This window comes from Rhodospirillaceae bacterium (assembly GCA_028819475.1).
Lineage (GTDB): Bacteria > Pseudomonadota > Alphaproteobacteria > Bin65 > Bin65 > Bin65.
The window spans coordinates 1-16,996 of record JAPPLJ010000033.1; the positions used below are offsets into that span (position 1 = coordinate 1).

Below are 16,996 nucleotides of genomic sequence, written 5' to 3' on the forward strand. Positions count from 1 at the left end.
CGGACAGGTTGAGAATCCCCTTTCGCAGAGAAATCCTCTGAAGAGGGGGAAGGATGAGTTTGCGGCGGCCTGGCCCTTTTCGCAGAGGAAACAACGTTGGGGACGCCCTCCGGGATCAGGTTTCGCCGGCCTCCGCCCCGGCGTCGTCGAGCCGGGCCACCCGGATCGAGGTAACCCGGTGGCCGCGGCGGCGCAGGATTTCGAAGCGGAAGCCGTGGAAGGCGAAGACCTGGCGCACTTCGGGGATCCGCCGCGCCTCGTGCATGACCAGGCCGGCGACGGTGGCGGCGTGTTCGTCTGGCAGATCCCAGCCGTATTCCCGGTTGAGGTCGCGGATCGTCACGTCGCCGTTGACGACCAGCGAGCCGTCGCGCCCGGCGCGCACCCCGGCGACCGTCCGGTCGTGCTCGTCGGCGATGTCGCCGACGATCTCTTCCAGGATGTCCTCCAGGGTCACGATGCCCATGAAGGCGCCGTATTCGTCGACCACGGTTGCAAAATGTTCGCGCCGTTCGCGGAAGGCGTGGAGCTGGTCGAGCAGCGCCGTCGATTCCGGGATGAACCAGGGCGCGGTAGCGATCTTGCGGATTTTCAGTTTCTCGACGTCGCCGCCGGCGCGATGGACGGCGCGCAGCAGATCCTTGGCGTGCAGGACGCCGACGATGTTGTCCGGATCGCCCTTGAACACCGGCAGGCGGGTATGGGGGCTCGCCAGCACCTGTTTCACGATCTCCGGCGCCGGCTTGTCGACGTCGATCATCGCCACGCCGGAGCGGTGGGTCATGATCTCCTCGACCTCGACGTCGCCGAGATCCAGGATGCTCGCCAGCATTTCGCGCTCGGCGTCGACCTCCGGGTCGGGTTCGGGCGCGGCGTGCATCCGGATCGCGCCGCGCAGCTCCTCCTCGCTGGCCGCCGGCGAGAGCGTGCTCTCGAACCGGACGCCGAACAGCCGGAACGTCCCCTCGACGACGAGCTGGATCGCCTGCGCCGCCGGCGCCAGCACGGACACCACGGTGCGCAGCACCGGCGCGATGCGCAGGGCGGTGCTGTCGGCATGGTTGATGGCGTAGGCCTTCGGCATGACCTCGGCGAAGATCAGCACCAGCAGCGTCATGACGATGGTGGCGTAGAACACGCCGTTCGAACCGAACCAGCCGATGAACAGGCCGGTCGCCAGCGCCGACGCCAGGATGTTCACCAGATTGTTGCCGAACAGGATGGCGCCGATCAGCCGGTCGGTGCGCGCCCGCAGGCGGTTCACGATGCCGGCCGCGGCGACCTCCTGGCGCTCGAGCTCCAGCATCCGGGGCTGGGAGGCCGCCGTCATCGCGGTCTCTGACCCGGAGAAGAAGGCCGAGAGCATCACCAGCAGGAGAATCGGAAGGATATCGAGGAAGAGTTCCATGATTGCTATGGGGGCTGCCACAGGAAGAGTCAGCGGGATGCCGCAGGGAGGGGCCGGCTGGCGCGCGCGCCGCTCCGGGCCGGAGCGGCCGGCCGGTCAGCCCAGTACCTTCGAGAGATAGGACTCCAGGTCGCCCTCTTCGACCGCGGCGGTGACGAAGGCCTCGCCGATGCCGCGGACCATGACGAAGACGATCCGGCCGTCGGCGACCTTCTTGTCCCTGCGCATCAGGCCGATCGCTGCGGCGGGCGTGAGGCCGAGGCCTTCGACGGCGGCCGGCGCGGTCGGCAGGCCGACGGACTCGAGATGGGCCCGGACCCGCGCGGCCTCCTGCCTGCCGGTCCATCCCAGGTCGGCCGACAGGTCGAAGGCCATGCACATGCCGATGGCGACGGCTTCGCCGTGCAGCAGGCGGTCGCTGTAGCCGGTTGCCGTTTCGAGCGCGTGGGCGAAGGTATGGCCCAGATTCAGGAGCGCACGCTCCCCGGATTCGCGCTCGTCCCGCGCAACGATCTCCGATTTGGCCGTACAGGCGGTCTCGATGGCCCGCACCCTCGCATCGCCGCCGCCGTCGACCACGGCGCGGCCGTTCGCCTCCAGCCATTCGAAGAAGGCGCGGTCCCGGATCAGCCCGTATTTGACCGTCTCGGCGTAGCCGGCAAGGCGCTGGCGCCGGTCGAGCGTATCCAGCGTCTCCGGATCGATCAGGACAAGCCCGGGCTGGTGGAAGGCGCCGACCAGGTTCTTGCCGCCCGGCATGTCGATCGCCGTCTTGCCGCCGACCGACGAATCGACCTGGGCGAGCAGCGTCGTCGGGAGCTGGATGCAGCCGACCCCGCGCAGCAGGATCGCCGCGGCAAACCCCGCAAGGTCGCCGATCACGCCGCCGCCCAGCGCGATCAGCGTGTCGCGCCGCTCCAGGCCGAGATCGAGGCATTGCGCGGTGAGCCGTTCGAGATGGGCGAAGGACTTGGTCTCCTCGCCCGGCGGCAGGACGATCGAATCGGCCGAAACGCCGGCTGCCGCAAGGCCGGCCTCCAGCGGCGCCAGATAGTGCCCGGAGACGGTCTCGTCGGTCACGACGATGGCGCGCGGCCGGGGCAATGCCGCTGCGATCTCCGCCGCAAACCGGCGGCGCAGCCCGTTGGCGATCAGGATGTCGTAGCTGCGCTCGGCGAGGGAGACCCGGACGCGCGCCGCGGGATCGCCGGGCGAGGTTTCGGATCCCGTCATCGCTTCGGCGCCGGCCGCAATGCCCGTTCCGGATGGGCGGCGATCCAGTCCTGAAGCGCGTCGGCCACCCGGACCGTCATTTCGCCCAGCGGCCGGTCGACGCTGGCAACGGTAATATCCGCCTCCGCATAGACCGGGTTGCGGATCGCCATCAGCTCCGACAGGGTCTGCCGCGCATCGCCGTTTTTCAGGAGCGGCCTGTTGCTGCGGCGGCTCACCCGTTCCACGAGGGTATCCAGATCGGCGTTCAGCCAGATCGATATGCCCCGCGCCCTGACGAGGCCGCGCGTCTCGGGATCCATGAAAGCGCCGCCGCCGGTGGCAAGGACATGCGGTTCGCCTTCGAGCAACCGGGCGATGACCCTGCGCTCGCCGGCGCGGAATTCCGCTTCGCCATGCTGCCGGAAAAGCTCCTCGATGGAATTGCCGGCGGCCGCTTCGATCTCGGCGTCGGCGTCGATGAACGGCAGGTCGAGCCGCCGGGCCAGCCGCCGGCCGACCGCGGACTTGCCAACGCCCATCAGGCCGACGAGGACAACCGTCCTGCCGACGCGGAGCCGGGATATGTCGCTGTGGGCCGTCATGCTCAGTGCGCTACTGCAACTACGATGCATCCGGTTTCCCGGCAATGCCGAGCGAAGACATTGGCGCGGTCGCCCTGTGGGTACACAAGGTGCGGCAAAGGCTGCCCACGCCGCAATATCGCCGCAATATGTCGGTCGGATATCCTCCCGGCGCCAGCATTTTCTTTTTTGCCGGGCCGCAGAAATGCCGGTAAGGGCACGGCCGGGCATACGGCACCGGGACGATGGTCTATCCCCTGACGCGAACGATGACCGAACCCTCACTTCCCCGATACCGGCGGCCCGGATCCGCGGCGGGACTGTTGCTGATGGCGGCCGGTGCGTTCGGTCTCGCTGCCGGCCCGGCCGGACCGTCGCTCGCGCAGGACAGCAGCAAACCGACGCGGATCGACCGGTCCGGTGCGGAAGACCCGCCCGGGAACCGGCCGACAGTCCGCGTCGAGGAGCTCGGCGCGCCCGGCGCCGGATCGGGCGGCACCCTGGGCGATTCGAGCGGCGGTCTCGGCGCCGGCCTGTGGCGCGGGGCCGCTCTGGAAGAGGTGGTGGACCTGATCGAACGGCTGCCGGCGGCGAACCGGTCGCCGGTACTGCATGCGCTGCAACGCCGGCTTCTACTGACCGTGGCGCTGGCGCCGGCCGGCAAGCCTCAGAGCGATTTCCTGCGGGCCCGCCTCAAGGCCCTGATCCGGATGGGTGCGGTCCGCGACACCGTCGAGCTGGCGGCCCGTACGCGGGCTGCGGCGGCATCGCCCTATCCCGCGATCCGCGCCCGGTTCCTTGCCGGCGACGCAAAGGGAGCCTGCGTCGCTGTCGCTGCCGTTCCCGGCGCGACCGCGCCTTTCATCGAGCAGGCGCGGATCGCCTGCCACGTCCTGAGCGGTCACGCCGAACGGGCGGAAATTGCGCTGCGCCTGCTTCACGAGCAGGGTGCGCCGCCGCCCCGGCGCTTCGAGCAAACGGTCATGGCGGTCACGGCCGGTAAGTGGCTGGCGCGGCCCGTGGAGCCCCTGGCGCTGACTCTGTCGATGCTGCGCAGCCGCAAGGTCGGCGTCAAATCGGCGAACCTGAAAAACCTGTCCACCGGCGCCCTGATCGCCCTTTCGGACAATCCGAAAATCCGCTGGACCATGCGGGTCCGCGCGCTGGAGCGCGCCCTGGCGCGGGGGGCGCCCGCGGACCGCAAGCTTGCCGCGCTCTATGCCGGCGTCCGCGCATCGCCGCAGGAAATCGCCGACGCAAGGGCAACGCGCCTGCGCGATTTCGATCCGTGGGCCCGGGCGCACCTGTATCTTGCGGCCGCCGGGGACGGCGATCCGCCCAGGCGTGTGCGCATCCTCGCGGCGTGGTGGCGCCTCGCGCTGGGCGCTGAGATGAAGGGCGACGAGGGCGCCGAGATGCTGGCGGCACGGCTGACGGTGCCGTTCCTCGTGGATGTCAGCCCGTCCCCGGCCTATCAGGACCAGGCGGCGCATATTGCGCGGGCCTATTTCGCGACCGGCCGGACCCGGGAGGCTTTCGCCTGGTACCGGTTCCTCAAGGCCGCGCCGTTCCGCAATCCCGCCGATCTGCACCGCATCACCGTGCCGGCCTTGCTCGCGGCGGCGGCGACCCGGGAAACCCCGGAAACGATCAAGTCCTGGATCGGGTTCAAACGCTGGAGGAACCGCGATAACGCGGCGGTCCATCTTGCCGATCTGAAGGCGCTGTTCGACGGTCTCGGGCGCGCGGAGGATATTCCCCGGCCGTGGCGCAGCGAAACCGCCGAAGAACGGAAGGCCGCGCGGAAGGCGCGCCCGGAACGCGACGCCGCCCTGCTCGAAGCGGCGGCCGACGGCCGGCGCGGTCTGGCGGTCCTGCGTATCCTCACCCTTGTGAACGGCCGTTCCCTGCGCCGGGTGCCGCGCCAGATCCTGCGCGACGCCGTGTTCGGCCTGCGCGCCGTGGGTCTCGAACGCGAAGCGCGCCAGCTTGCCGTCGAATCGGCGCTGGCGCGCCACCTCTGAAGCCGCGGCCGGGTCCGCAACACGGTGACCGCGGGACTGCCGCCATCGGCCGAGCTGTTCGAGGAGATGCTGCGCGCCGAGCGCGGCGCCTCGGACAATACCGTCCAGGCCTATCGGCGCGACCTTGCGCATCTGGCGGCCTTCCTGGCCGAAGACGGGGCGAGCCTCGACAATGCCGGGCCGGGCGCCCTGAGCGGGTATCTGGCAGCGCTCGACCGGGCCGGCATGGCGGCGCGGACCGCCGCGCGCCGCCTGTCCGCGATGCGCCAGTTCTACGGCTTTCTGCATGCCGAAGGCCGGCGCGCCGATAATCCGACGGCGACGCTGGAAGCGCCGAGGCGGGGCCGCCCGCTGCCGAAGCTCCTCTCCGAGCCGGAGGTCGACGGCCTGTTGCAGGCGGCCGGCGACCGCGCGGGGCCGGACGGCGTCCGCCTCGTTGCGCTGATGCAGCTGCTCTATGCAACCGGGATGCGAGTCAGCGAACTGGTCAGCCTGCCGCTCGCCGCGGCGGTGCGCGACCCGCGCCTGATCCTGGTGCGCGGCAAGGGCGGCAAGGAACGTCTGGTGCCGCTGAACCAGGCGGCGCGGGAAGCGGTCCAGGCCTGGGTCGAGGTCCGCAACCGGAATCCGCGCCTCGCGGCATCGCATTTCCTGTTTCCGTCGCGCTCCGGCGCCGGGCACCTGACCCGCCACCGCTTCGGCCAGCTGTTGAAGGACCTGGCGATCGAGGCGGGCATCGATCCGCCCCGGGTGTCGCCCCATGTCCTGCGCCACGCCTTCGCGACCCATCTGCTCAACCGCGGCGCCGACCTGCGCAGCGTCCAGCAGATGCTCGGCCATGCCGACATCTCGACCACGCAGATCTATACCCATGTGCTGGACGAGCGGCTGCGGCGGCTGGTCGAGGACCATCATCCCCTCGCCGGCGGGCCGGCGGATTAGCCCGCTATCGCGCGGCCCGGTGCGGCCGCTTCGGGCGCGGCCGGCCGGCGCGACACTTTCGAGATTCCGAAGGCTTGAGCGCGCCTCCTATGGTGCGCCGCGTCATCCCCGTTCGAGCAGGCTCCGCCATGTCCCACATCCAGATCGCGCCGGCGCCGGCGCGGCTCAACCGCAGCGAACTGGCCGTTCCGGGCTCCAGCCCGCGCTTTTTCGAGAAGGCGGCTGCCGGCGAGGCCGACATCGTCTTTCTCGATCTGGAGGACGCCGTCGCGCCGGACAGGAAGGCCGAGGCCCGCAGGAACGTCATCGAGGCGATCGGCGATTGCGACTGGGGCGACAAGGCGCTCTCGGTGCGGATCAACGGGCTCGATACGCCCTACATGTATCGCGACATCGTCGACCTGCTGGAGACCTGCTCCGAACGCCTCGACCTGATCATGATTCCCAAGCTCGGGACGGCCGCCGACGTCTACACGGTCGACGCCCTGGTCTCCCAGGTCGAAATGGCGATGGGGCGGAAGAAGCGCATCGGCTTCGAACTCATCGTCGAGACGGCGCTCGGCATGCAGAACATCACGGAAATCGCTGCTGCCAGCCCGCGCAACGAGAGCCTGCATTTCGGCGCCGCGGACTATGCCGCCTCGACCCGGATGCGCACGGTACAGATCGGCGGCGCCAACCCGGATTACGGCGTGCTGACCGATCCGGACGAGAGCGGCCGGCGCGAGTTCCACTGGGCCGACATGTGGCACTACGAAATCACCCGCATGGTGGTCGCCGCGCGGGCCAACGGGCTGCGGCCGTGCGACGGACCGTTCGGCGATTTCCGCGACGCCGAGGCCTTCGCCGCCCACGCCAGGCGCGCCGCCGTGCTGGGCTGCGACGGCAAATGGGCGATCCACCCGAGCCAGATCGGCCTCGCCAACGACATCTTCACGCCGCCGGCGGACGAGGTCGAAAAGGCGCGGGCGATCATCGCCGCCATGCGGGAGAGCGAAGCCGCCGGCGCCGGCGCCGCGGCCCTCGACGGCAAGCTGATCGACTACGCCTCGATCCGCCAGTCCGAGCATCTCGTGGCGATGGCGGACGCGATCGCGGCGAAGGGGTAGGACGCGCTGCCAGGCGAAACGGCGTGAGTAACCAAGGACGCAGGCGCGTCCCCCCTCCCCTTGGGATTCCTCTGCGAAAGGGCGAGGCGTCGCAACCTTGTCCTTCCCCCTCTTCAGAGGGGGAAGTGACCGAGCGCAGCGAGGTCGATGGGGGTGTCCGCTCGCCGGTAGGGCCGTGCCGGGCGCCACGGCACCCCCACCTGACCTCCCCCTCTGAAGAGGGGGAGGAATAGGAAAGCGACCGTTGGCGGATACTTGCGGCCTTTCGCAGAGGAACCCTCAAGAGAAGGGGATTCGGTCAGTGCCCTATTCCTCCGGCTCGGTGGTGAAGGTCAGGGGATGGCCGGCCTTGCGGCCTTCCTCCGTGCCTTCGGTCGCCTTGCTCTCGGCGACGTCCTTCGTATAGACGGCGACGACGCAGGCATCGCGCGTATGGGCGGTCATCATCACCCGGTAGGCCTGGTCCTCGCTCATGCGGAAGACGGCCCTGAGGACCCGCACCACGAATTCGCGCGGCGTGTAATCGTCGTTGAGCAGGATGACCTTGTGCAGCCGCGGGCGCTGCGTTTTCTTCCGCGTCTCCGGGCGGGTATCGGTACGGGGCTTTGTATCGATGCCGGTCATGGGCAGCAGGGTCCGTCCGGGCGTGCCGCCGAGTGTAGCACAGACCGGGCAGGAATTCGATTTGCCGGGCGCTGCGCCGCCATGATCCGGCCGTAAACCCGCCGATGTTCGTCAACTATCTCATGCTGTTCACGCTGGGCACGGTCTGGGGCTCGACCTTCCTGTTCGTCAAGCTTTCCCTGCCGGCGTTCGATCCGGCGACCCTCGCCCTGCTCCGCACGGTGCTGGGCGGCGCCTTCCTCATCGCCGTCGCCTTCCTCCTGGGCCGGCGGCCGCCGCGCGAGCGCAGCCTGTGGCTCGCCCTGCTTGCCATCGGGCTGATCGGCAACGCCATGCCCTTCGTCATGATCAACGTCGGCCAGCAGCTTATCGACAGCAGCCTGGGCGCGATCCTGATCACGACCGTGCCGCTGTTCACCCTCGGACTGGCGCACTTTTTCTCGGACGACAAGTTCACCTGGCGCAAGCTGACCGGCACGGCGCTGGGCTTCGCCGGCGTGCTCGTTTTGCTCGGCCCCGCGGCGCTCGAAGGGCTGGGCGGCGCGCTGGCCGGCCAGATCCTGGTGATCGGCGCCGCCGCCTGTTACGCCGTCGCGATCATCGTCACCCGGCGCACGATGGGCGACGTCCATCCTGCGGTCAGCGCGGGCTGGTCGCTCGCCATGGCGACGGCGCTGCTCCTCCCGGTTTCCTTCGGGATCGGCGATCCGCTGGCCTCGAAACCCGCGACGGTGCCGGTACTGGCTGTGCTCGCCCTGGCGCTGTTCAGCACCGGAACGAACGTCCTGCTCTTCTTCGTGCTGATCAAGCGGACCGGGCCGAACTTCGTCGCCATGAGCAACTACATGTCGCCGCTGGTCGGCGTCGCCTGGGGCGCCCTGTTCCTCGCCGAGCCGGTCACCTCGGCAAAGGTCGCCGCCACGCTGACGATCCTGGCCGGCGTTGCAGTGGCGACCTGGCAGACTCCGCGGGCCTGGAAGCGGAGGTGACCGACCGTCATGCCGGCCGGAGGCGAGCCACCGCCGATCCGCCGGCCGGCGATCCGATACAGCCGATGAACGTATTGCAATGGAGGACCCGATCGGGAAACTGGTCTCACCGCCGACGATCGGCCCCGGGAGGAAGCTTATGGCAGCAACGGGATATGAAAGCCGGCAAAACCTCGAGATGCACCATTGGCCCGAACTGCGGCAGAGTGTGAACGATCTCCTGAGACTCGTCTTTCCGGGCCGCGGTATCGACGGGGAACTCAAACAGCTGATCTTCACGGCCGCGAGCCTGGCAAGCGGATGTCTGCATTGTCAGTCCCACGGCTCCTACCACCTCCACAAGCTCGGGGTCTCGGACGAGAGGATCCAAGCGCTCTGGAGCTATCAGACCTCTCCCGAATTTTCCGATGCCGAGCGGGCGGCCCTCGACCTGGCGTTTGCGGCGGGCGTTTCGCCGAATGCCGTCGAACCGGAGAATTACGTCGAACTGCGCAAGCACTATTCGAACGACCAGATCATCGAGATACTGGCGGTGATCGCGGTCGGCGGCTTCCTGAACCGCTGGAACGACACCATTGCAACGGTCACCGACCAGGAGTCGATCGACTTTGCCGAGCGCGTGCTGCGCCCCGTCGGCTGGAACTCGGGAAAGCACACCGGGGCTGCGGAAGAACAGCGCAAGGGGCACCCGATCACGCTCGGCTATATCGACAGGTAGAACCCGGCGCCGGCCTTCCGCCGGCCGGCTATCTGTCGTCGGGGTAGTGCCTGAACGTGCTCGCCGACGACCGGAAGACATTCAACCCGAGTTCCGCCCGGATCTCCCTGGAATTCCGCAACATTTTCAGCTCGGACGGAATGCCGGTGCCATTGGCCATGCGATCGTTCTTGGTGAAGGTCGCGGCAATGGCCGCCGCCGCCGATACCGCCACCGGCCCGACGGCGCCGGCGAGGTTCTGCCGCGCCCGGTCCAGTGCGGCCCGGTCGGGTCCGATGACGGCATCGGCAAAGGCCAGGATTTCCCTGCCGCCGGGCACCCCGCTGTCCCGATCCGGGTCGAGCAGTGCCGCCAGATTGACGGTGAGGCCGGTTACGCGTCCACTCTCACGGAGGAACCAGGCGTGGCCCGCCGTTCAGTAGAAGCACTCGTTGAGGGCGGATACCCGCCCTGCAATCAGTTCGACCTGGGCGCGCGTGAACCCCTCATGATGCTGAAAATCCTTGATGAAAACATTCTTCATAGGAAGGTATTGCACTTCTTCCAGTTCAAGATGCCGCCGCACTTCATCCGGCACCAGACTGACCGACCGGATGATGTAGGGCCGGTAATCCTCGCCGTACATCTCGGCGGCCTCCTCGCCGCCCTCCGGGAGATTCGGAACGGTGGGCACCCAGGCCATTTCCTTCCTGGCGACCCGGGGGCGGACCCGGGACGGCCGGCCGTCACGCGCGGCCGGCAGGGGGCGTAGAGGAACGCCAAGGCCGCGGGCAAACACGTCCATGCAGGTCAGGCGCGATACGATGCCGACAATTTCGACATATTCCTCGTCGCTGAGACCGCCGCTCCTGGCTTCTTCATAGGAATCCTCGTCGAAATCCCTGGGCGCGACAGCCAGTTTCCGGACCGTCGCGCAGACCGCCTCCGGCAGTTTGACTTTACTCAGCGGGCCGGTGTCTTCCGGTTCTTCCTGCGTACCCGCGTCATAACACGCCTGGCGAACCTCTCCGGCGACCGCCAGGCGCTGCGCGCCGGTGCCCCAGGTGCCCGGGTCGGCCAACTGATCGAGATGTCTGGCATGAACGGCGTCGAGATCGTCTCGCACCGGATATTGCGAATCTGCGTAGAGGGTCATTTTCCCGGCTTTCCCGTGCGGCCGCTCGACAATTACGCGGTCTTCGCCGCACCGGCAACCGTTTGGATCGCGCGCCGCGTAAGCCGCCGGGAAATGCGCTAGCAGCGCAGACGCCGCGGGCGTGGCGGCGGGGGTATAGGGCCGATTCAAGTGTTACGGCCTGCGGAGGCATCGCTCGCGAAATTAACCGTCATATCGACCGGAATGGCCTGCAGGGCCATGGAGCGGAGATATCTTTCCCGCGTGGTGTCAGGTCCGAAGCGCTGTACCGGAAAGATTTCTCCGCTCACTCCGTTCGGTCGAAATGACGGGTTGGAAATTTTTCGTCCTGAAGCCCGGTCTCGCAGGACGCCGCGACATCGCCGCGCCTGCCTTGCGCTTCGGTTCCGATCTATCTCGCGCCGCAACCCGCCGCCTTCACCGAACGGCGCCCCCGAAACCCCGAAACCCCGAAACCATGGATCCGAAGAAATACATCTATGTCATGAAAGGCCTGTCGAAGGCCTACCCCGGCGGCAGGCAGGTGCTGAAGGATATCTGGCTGTCCTTCTTCCCCGGCGCCAAGATCGGCGTGCTCGGGCTGAACGGCGCCGGCAAATCCTCGCTGCTCAAAATCATGGCCGGGCTGGACGACAGCATCACCGGCGAGGCCTGGGCCGCCGACGGGGTGAAGATCGGCTATCTGGCCCAGGAGCCGGAACTCGATGAGGCGCTGACGGTCGGCGAGAATGTCATGGCGGGCGTCGGGCCGCTGGCGGCGCTGGTCGAGCGGTTCAACGAGGTCTCCATGCGGTTCGGCGAGGATCTGACCGACGAGGAGATGAACGGCCTGATCGAGGAACAGGCCGGGCTCCAGGAGCAGATCGACGCCGCCGACGCCTGGAACCTCGACCGGCGCATCGAGGTCGCGATGGACGCGCTGCGCTGCCCGCCGGCGGAGGACGGCGTCGCCACCCTCTCCGGCGGCGAGCGGCGGCGAGTCGCGCTGGCGCGGCTGCTGCTTTCGGGCCCGGACATGCTGCTGCTCGACGAGCCGACCAACCATCTCGACGCCGAATCGGTCGCGTGGCTCGAACGCTTCCTGGCGGAATTTCCCGGCACCGTCGTGGCGGTGACCCACGACCGCTATTTCCTCGACAATGTCGCCGGCTGGATCCTCGAACTGGACCGCGGGCAGGGCATCCCCTGGCAGGGCAACTACTCGTCGTGGCTCGACCAGAAGCAGAAGCGGCTGGAGCAGGAAGGCAAGACGGAAGCCGCCCGCCAGCGCACGCTCGGCCGAGAGCTGGACTGGATCCGCCAGGCGCCGCGCGCCCGCCAGTCCAAGAGCAAGGCGCGGGTCAGCGCCTACGAGTCGCTGCTCGCCAAAGCCGGCGAACAGGCGCCGGAGCAGATGCAGATCTGGATCCCGCCGGGACCGCGCCTGGGCGATGTCGTGATCGAGGCCAAGGGCGTGCGCAAGGCGTTCGGCGACCGGCTGCTCATGGACGACCTGAACTTCCTGATGCCGCCCGGCAGCATCGTCGGCATCGTCGGGCCGAACGGCGCCGGCAAGACCACCCTGTTCCGCATGATCGCCGGGCAGGAGGCGCCGGACGCCGGCACGTTGCGGGTCGGCGAGACGGTGCAGCTCGGCTTCGTCGACCAGTCGCGCGCCTCGCTCGACGATGCGAAGACAGTGTGGCAGGAGATTTCCGGCGGCCTGGACATGCTGCAACTCGGCAAGCGGGAGATACCCAGCCGCGCCTACGTCTCGAACTTCAACTTCAAGGGCGGCGACCAGCAGAAAAAGGTCGGCATGCTCTCCGGCGGCGAGCGCAACCGGGTGCATCTCGCCAAGGTGCTGAAGTCCGGCGCCAACCTGCTGCTGCTCGACGAGCCGACCAACGATCTGGACGTCGACACCATGCGCGCGCTGGAGGAAGCGCTGCTCGCCTTCGCCGGCTCGGTCATGGTGATCAGCCACGACCGCTGGTTCCTCGACCGCATCTGCACCCACATCCTGGCCTTCGAGGGCGAGAGCCGGGCGGTCTGGAACGAAGGCAACTGGCAGGATTACGAGGAAGACCGGCGCAAACGGCTGGGCGACGCCGCCGAGCAGCCCCACCGCATCAAGTATCGCCGGCTGGATGCCTGATCGCCGACGGCTTCGCAATCCCGCGGTCGACATTTCCGCCTTCACCCGTATTTGACCGCGTTCGGGTTGAGCAATGGCCGTGTCGGCGCGTATAGACAGGGTCAGGGGGAGGCGTCATATTTCTGCCGGTTTCAGGGCGATTCTCAGTCTCCCCAGGATGCCGATCGGGCGTCGGTTGCGGTGGTTTTCCGGCAAGGGAAAGGCGTTTGATGCGTTTTGTGCATCCGCACATCCGGGTGGCGGCTGCCGCCCCTGTCTTCATTGTCGGGGTCCTCTTGGCCGGTTTCTCGGCCGAGGCCGCCGGCTGCGCCCGGATTGCCGACACGATTCTGGTCACCGGCGAACCGGCGACCGGCGCCGGCGGCGCTTCCGATTCCGGCTTCAGCCCGCCGCTGGAAGATTTCGAGACCTTCGCCGCCTTCATGCAAAAGGCCCGGGGCGACAAGCCGGACTTCCTGCGCGCGAAGTGGGAGCGCTATCTCGCCATGATCGAGAATTTCGACCTGTGGCGGGACAAGGAGAAGCGCGCCTTCCTGGCGACCGCGCGCGAAGAGTTTTCCCGCAGCGGCAGCGCAGCGCGAACCTACGCCCATACCTTTCTCGATATCGGCTGCGGCGTGACGATCTCCGGCCCGCACATCGTGGGCCGCATGACCTCGGAACTGGACGTCCAGCCCGGCGACAGGGTGCTCGAGATCGGCACCGGCTCCGGCTATCAGGCGGCGCTCCTGACCTATCTGACGCCGCACGTCTATTCGGTGGAGATCATTCCGTCCCTTTCCGAGTCGACGGACCGGATTCTCGACAGGCTGACCGATGCCAAATATATCGAGTTCGCCCGGGTCCTGCGGAAGACCGCCGACGGCTATTTCGGCTGGCCGGAGCATGCGCCCTTCGACAAGATCATCGTGACCGCCGGCATCGACCATATCCCGCCGCCCCTGGTAAAGCAGCTGGCGGACGGCGGCGTGATGGTCATCCCGGTCGGCCCGCCCGGCGCCCAGTCATTGCTCAAGCTGACCAAGACAAAAAGCGAGACCGGCCGCATCCGCATCAAGCGGCACGATATCTACGCCGCCCAATGCAGCCGGGCGGAAAAGCAGCGCTGCAAGCGTAAGGTGAACTTCGTGGCGCTCACCAAGTATCGGGGCGGCAAGACCGTTTCGCGCTGGGGCGGGAACTAGGATGTACTGCCATCGTTGCCGGCAGGCCGGTCCCTCGATACGGCCCTTCGACGGGCTCAGGACAGGCTGCTGGCGCGCCTACTCGGGATGAGGGAAATAATAGCCGCCTGCAACACGCTCTCTCACCCTGAGTAGCCGCCGCAGGCGGCGTATCGAAGGGCGGGGCGTATCGAAGGGCGATTCGGGCTGGTGGCTTCCGACCAATGTTGACCAATCTCCGGACCGGTCCGATGACCAGAGTCGCCCGTTGACGTCGCCCGTTTCCGATCCCACAGGCGGCATGGAGCGTCGCGCGCTCGACCTGTCCTTCTATGTTTCGGTCGGGCTGATCGCCGGCGCGATTATCGCGCTGCAAATCGGCATCATGCGGGTCTTCGCGGTCGGAACCTGGTCGCATTTCGGCTCGTTCGTGATCTCGATCGCCATGCTCGGCTTCGGCGTGATGAGCGCGGCGATGTGCGTGAGCACGCCGGCCTTCCGGAAATACTGGGAGCCGCTGATTACCGGCGCGCTCATCGTTTTCGGGCCGCTCATGCTGCTATCGAACGCCGTCGCCCAGTCGCTCGGCTTCAACCCGATCGAGCTGGTCGCCAATCCGGAACAGAAGTTCAGGCTCTTCTACCTGTTTCTGGTCTATTTCATTCCGTTCCTGCCCGGCGCCCTCTTCCTCGGGCTGGTATTCCTGCGCGGCCAGGCGGTGTTCGGGAAGGTCTATTTCGCCGACCTCGCCGGCTCCGGCCTGTGCGGGCTGGTCTTCCTCGCCGGCCTTTATGTCGTGCCGCCGGACTGGATCCTGCTGATCCCCTTCGGCCTGTGGGCGCTCGCCGCGGCGGTGTGGTTCGGCGCCGCGCGCGCCTGGGTGCCGCTCGGCATCGCCGCCGTGCTGGGCGCCGGCGCGCTCTGGGTCTCGGCAAGCCACACACGGATCGAGGTCAACCAGTTCAAGGGCGTCAGTTACGCCCGCAAGTTCCCGGATTCGAAGCGCATCTACCGCGATTATTCCCCCTTCGGCCTGCTCGAGGGCTACGCCAGTTCCTACCTGCATTTTGCGCCGGGGTTGAGCGACAACGCCTCGGTCAATCTCGAGTCGATGCCGAAGAACGCCTACCTGGCGCTCTACATCGATTCGGACGGCCCCATCGGGGCGATGAAGCGGATTCCCCGGGCGCAGCAGGCCTATTTCGAATTCCTGCCGATGTACGCGCCCTACATCGTCAAGAAGCGGCCGGACGTCTTCGTGGTCCAGCTGGGCGGCGGCATCTCGTCGAACGTCGCGCTCGCCGCCGACGCCAGGTCGCTCACCGTTGCCGAAAGCAATCCGGCGCTGCTCCGGGCGCTGACCGGCGACGGGCCGATTACCCGCCTGACCGGCAATCCGCTGAACGACGCCAAGGTCCGGATCGTCCCCTATGACGGGCGGCTCCATCTCGCCGGGGTCCGGGACCGTTACGACGTCATCGACCTGAGCCTCGCCGACTCGACCGGCCTCAGCCACGCCGGCGGCTTCGCCATCGTCGAGAAATACAACTACACCCAGGAGACCCTGCAGGACTACATGCGCGCGCTCAAGCCGGACGGCGTGCTCGCGATCACCCTGTGGAACAAGGAGGATTTGCCGAAATCGGTGCCCAAGCTGTTCGCCACCGTGGCCGCCGCGGCCCGCGGCCTCGATGGCGACAGGGCGCGCGACAGGCTGTTCATCTTCCACACCTACCTCTCGACCGTCACGGTTCTCTACAAGAAGAACGGCTTTACCCCGTCCGAGACTGCGGCCCTGACGGCGTGGTCGGAGGACATGTCGTGGGAACTGCTGCACGCGCCCGGCGGCGCGGCCGGCGCGTCCCGCTTCGGTCCGAAGGACGCCGCACGCATCTGGCGGACCTACCGGGCCTCCCATTTCATCGTCGGCAAGGCCGGGTCCGGGTCTGGGGCCGGGTCCGGGGCCCACGGGGCGCCGGACGGCAGGGACGCGGACCGGGCGGCGCCGACCTGGCAGAATCTCTACCGGCTGATGCTGGGCCACATGCTGGCCGGCGAGTTCGCCGAGGTGCAGGAAAAATACGTCTTCGACACCCGCCCGCTGACCGACAACCGGCCCTATTTCGCCGCCTATATCAAGGCGCCGGAAATCCCGCACTTCCTCGACCAGCTCGAAGCCGTGTCCGACGAATGGGGCTATCTGCTGCTCTGGGCGACGCTCATCATCGCGACGATCTTCGGCGTCTTCCTGATGATGATCCCGGTTGCTGCGGGCTGGCGCACCATCTTTTCGCGCCAGCCGGGCAAGATCGGCATCTTCGTCTACTTTTTCTGCCTGGGCGCCGGCTACATCACCATCGAGGTCGGCCTGATCGGCAAGTTCCTGGTGGCGCTCTCGAACCCGACGATCTCGGCGACCGTCCTGATCACCAGCATGCTGTTCTTCTCCGGCCTCGGCTCGCTGGCCAGCGGGCGCTTCGTGGCGGACTGCCAGCGCGTCATGCCGCGGATTTTCATCGGCATCGCGGCGCTGGTGGCGCTGGGCGCCCTGCTGTTCGATCCGGTGCTCGGCGCGATCGGCCAGTGGCCCTACCCGCTGCGCATCGCCACCTGCATCCTGCTCGTCGCACCGGCGGCCTTCCTGATGGGCTTTCCCTTCCCGACCGGCATGACGATGCTCTCGCGCCTCGGCAAGGAACGGTTTTTCCTGTGGGCCTGGGGGATCAACGGCACCTTCTCGGTCGTCGGCGCGGTTGCCGTGCCGATCGTCAACGTGCTGTTCGGCCAGCAGACCCTGCTGCTCGCCGCCGCCGCCCTCTACCTGATCGCCCTGCCGGCCTTCTTCAGCCTGCTCAAACCGGCGCCGGGAGCTTCCCCGGAAACGTAGGGGAGGGTTTCAAACCCTCCCCTACAGATCGAGCAGGAAATTCCCGATATCGGCAGTACTGCCG

At 67.7% G+C, this 16,996-nt stretch carries 13 protein-coding genes; 8 read left to right on the forward strand and 5 right to left on the reverse strand.

Annotation, left to right across the window (positions count from 1 at the left end):
- Nucleotides 1-115: 115 nt before the first annotated feature.
- The 3 genes from OXM58_10340 to OXM58_10350 form a co-directional block, all read right to left on the reverse strand.
- Nucleotides 116-1,408 (reverse strand): HlyC/CorC family transporter, encoded by a 1,293-nt coding sequence (locus tag OXM58_10340; GenBank protein ID MDE0148759.1) that lies wholly within the window; start codon nt 1,406-1,408, stop codon nt 116-118.
- Nucleotides 1,409-1,504: 96 nt separating this feature from the next.
- Nucleotides 1,505-2,641, reverse strand: coding sequence for a 3-dehydroquinate synthase (gene aroB / locus OXM58_10345; protein ID MDE0148760.1), 1,137 nt, complete (start codon nt 2,639-2,641; stop codon nt 1,505-1,507).
- On the reverse strand, nt 2,638-3,225 hold the full coding sequence (locus OXM58_10350) for a shikimate kinase (GenBank protein ID MDE0148761.1): 588 nt from the start codon (nt 3,223-3,225) through the stop codon (nt 2,638-2,640). Before OXM58_10350 ends, aroB begins: the two co-directional genes overlap by 4 nt.
- 308 nt (nt 3,226-3,533) lie before the next feature.
- On the opposite strand from OXM58_10350, the gene OXM58_10355 reads away from it, so the two are divergent.
- The 3 genes from OXM58_10355 (at nt 3,534) to OXM58_10365 (ending at nt 7,279) form a co-directional block, all read left to right on the forward strand.
- On the forward strand, nt 3,534-5,228 hold the full coding sequence (locus tag OXM58_10355) for a hypothetical protein (GenBank protein MDE0148762.1): 1,695 nt from the start codon (nt 3,534-3,536) through the stop codon (nt 5,226-5,228).
- Nucleotides 5,229-5,252: 24 nt separating this feature from the next.
- The gene (xerD, locus tag OXM58_10360) at nt 5,253-6,170 is read left to right on the forward strand and encodes a site-specific tyrosine recombinase XerD (protein MDE0148763.1); all 918 of its coding nucleotides are present in this window, start codon (nt 5,253-5,255) and stop codon (nt 6,168-6,170) included.
- Between the two features lie 128 nt (nt 6,171-6,298).
- Nucleotides 6,299-7,279, forward strand: coding sequence for a CoA ester lyase (locus OXM58_10365; protein MDE0148764.1), 981 nt, complete (start codon nt 6,299-6,301; stop codon nt 7,277-7,279).
- A 306-nt stretch (nt 7,280-7,585) separates the two neighbouring features.
- Here the strand turns inward: OXM58_10365 and clpS are convergent, their stop codons facing one another.
- Nucleotides 7,586-7,903, reverse strand: a complete 318-nt coding sequence (gene clpS, locus OXM58_10370; protein ID MDE0148765.1) for an ATP-dependent Clp protease adapter ClpS — start codon at nt 7,901-7,903, stop codon at nt 7,586-7,588.
- Between the two features lie 104 nt (nt 7,904-8,007).
- On the opposite strand from clpS, the gene OXM58_10375 reads away from it, so the two are divergent.
- Nucleotides 8,008-8,892 (forward strand): DMT family transporter, encoded by an 885-nt coding sequence (locus tag OXM58_10375; protein ID MDE0148766.1) that lies wholly within the window; start codon nt 8,008-8,010, stop codon nt 8,890-8,892.
- A 79-nt stretch (nt 8,893-8,971) separates the two neighbouring features.
- A complete protein-coding gene (locus OXM58_10380; GenBank protein ID MDE0148767.1) occupies nt 8,972-9,610 on the forward strand; it encodes a carboxymuconolactone decarboxylase family protein in 639 nt (212 codons plus the stop codon).
- Between the two features lie 28 nt (nt 9,611-9,638).
- On the opposite strand, the gene OXM58_10385 is transcribed toward OXM58_10380, so the two are convergent.
- Nucleotides 9,639-10,745, reverse strand: a complete 1,107-nt coding sequence (locus OXM58_10385) for an alkylhydroperoxidase-related (seleno)protein (GenBank protein ID MDE0148768.1) — start codon at nt 10,743-10,745, stop codon at nt 9,639-9,641.
- A gap of 457 nt (nt 10,746-11,202) precedes the next feature.
- On the opposite strand from OXM58_10385, the gene ettA reads away from it, so the two are divergent.
- The 3 genes from ettA to OXM58_10400 all read left to right on the forward strand — a co-directional run bounded on the left by ettA (nt 11,203) and on the right by OXM58_10400 (nt 16,932).
- Nucleotides 11,203-12,882, forward strand: a complete 1,680-nt coding sequence (ettA, locus tag OXM58_10390) for an energy-dependent translational throttle protein EttA (GenBank protein MDE0148769.1) — start codon at nt 11,203-11,205, stop codon at nt 12,880-12,882.
- A gap of 209 nt (nt 12,883-13,091) precedes the next feature.
- Nucleotides 13,092-14,066, forward strand: coding sequence for a protein-L-isoaspartate O-methyltransferase (locus OXM58_10395; GenBank protein MDE0148770.1), 975 nt, complete (start codon nt 13,092-13,094; stop codon nt 14,064-14,066).
- 280 nt (nt 14,067-14,346) lie between these two features.
- On the forward strand, nt 14,347-16,932 hold the full coding sequence (locus OXM58_10400) for a hypothetical protein (protein MDE0148771.1): 2,586 nt from the start codon (nt 14,347-14,349) through the stop codon (nt 16,930-16,932).
- Nucleotides 16,933-16,996 lie beyond the last annotated feature (64 nt).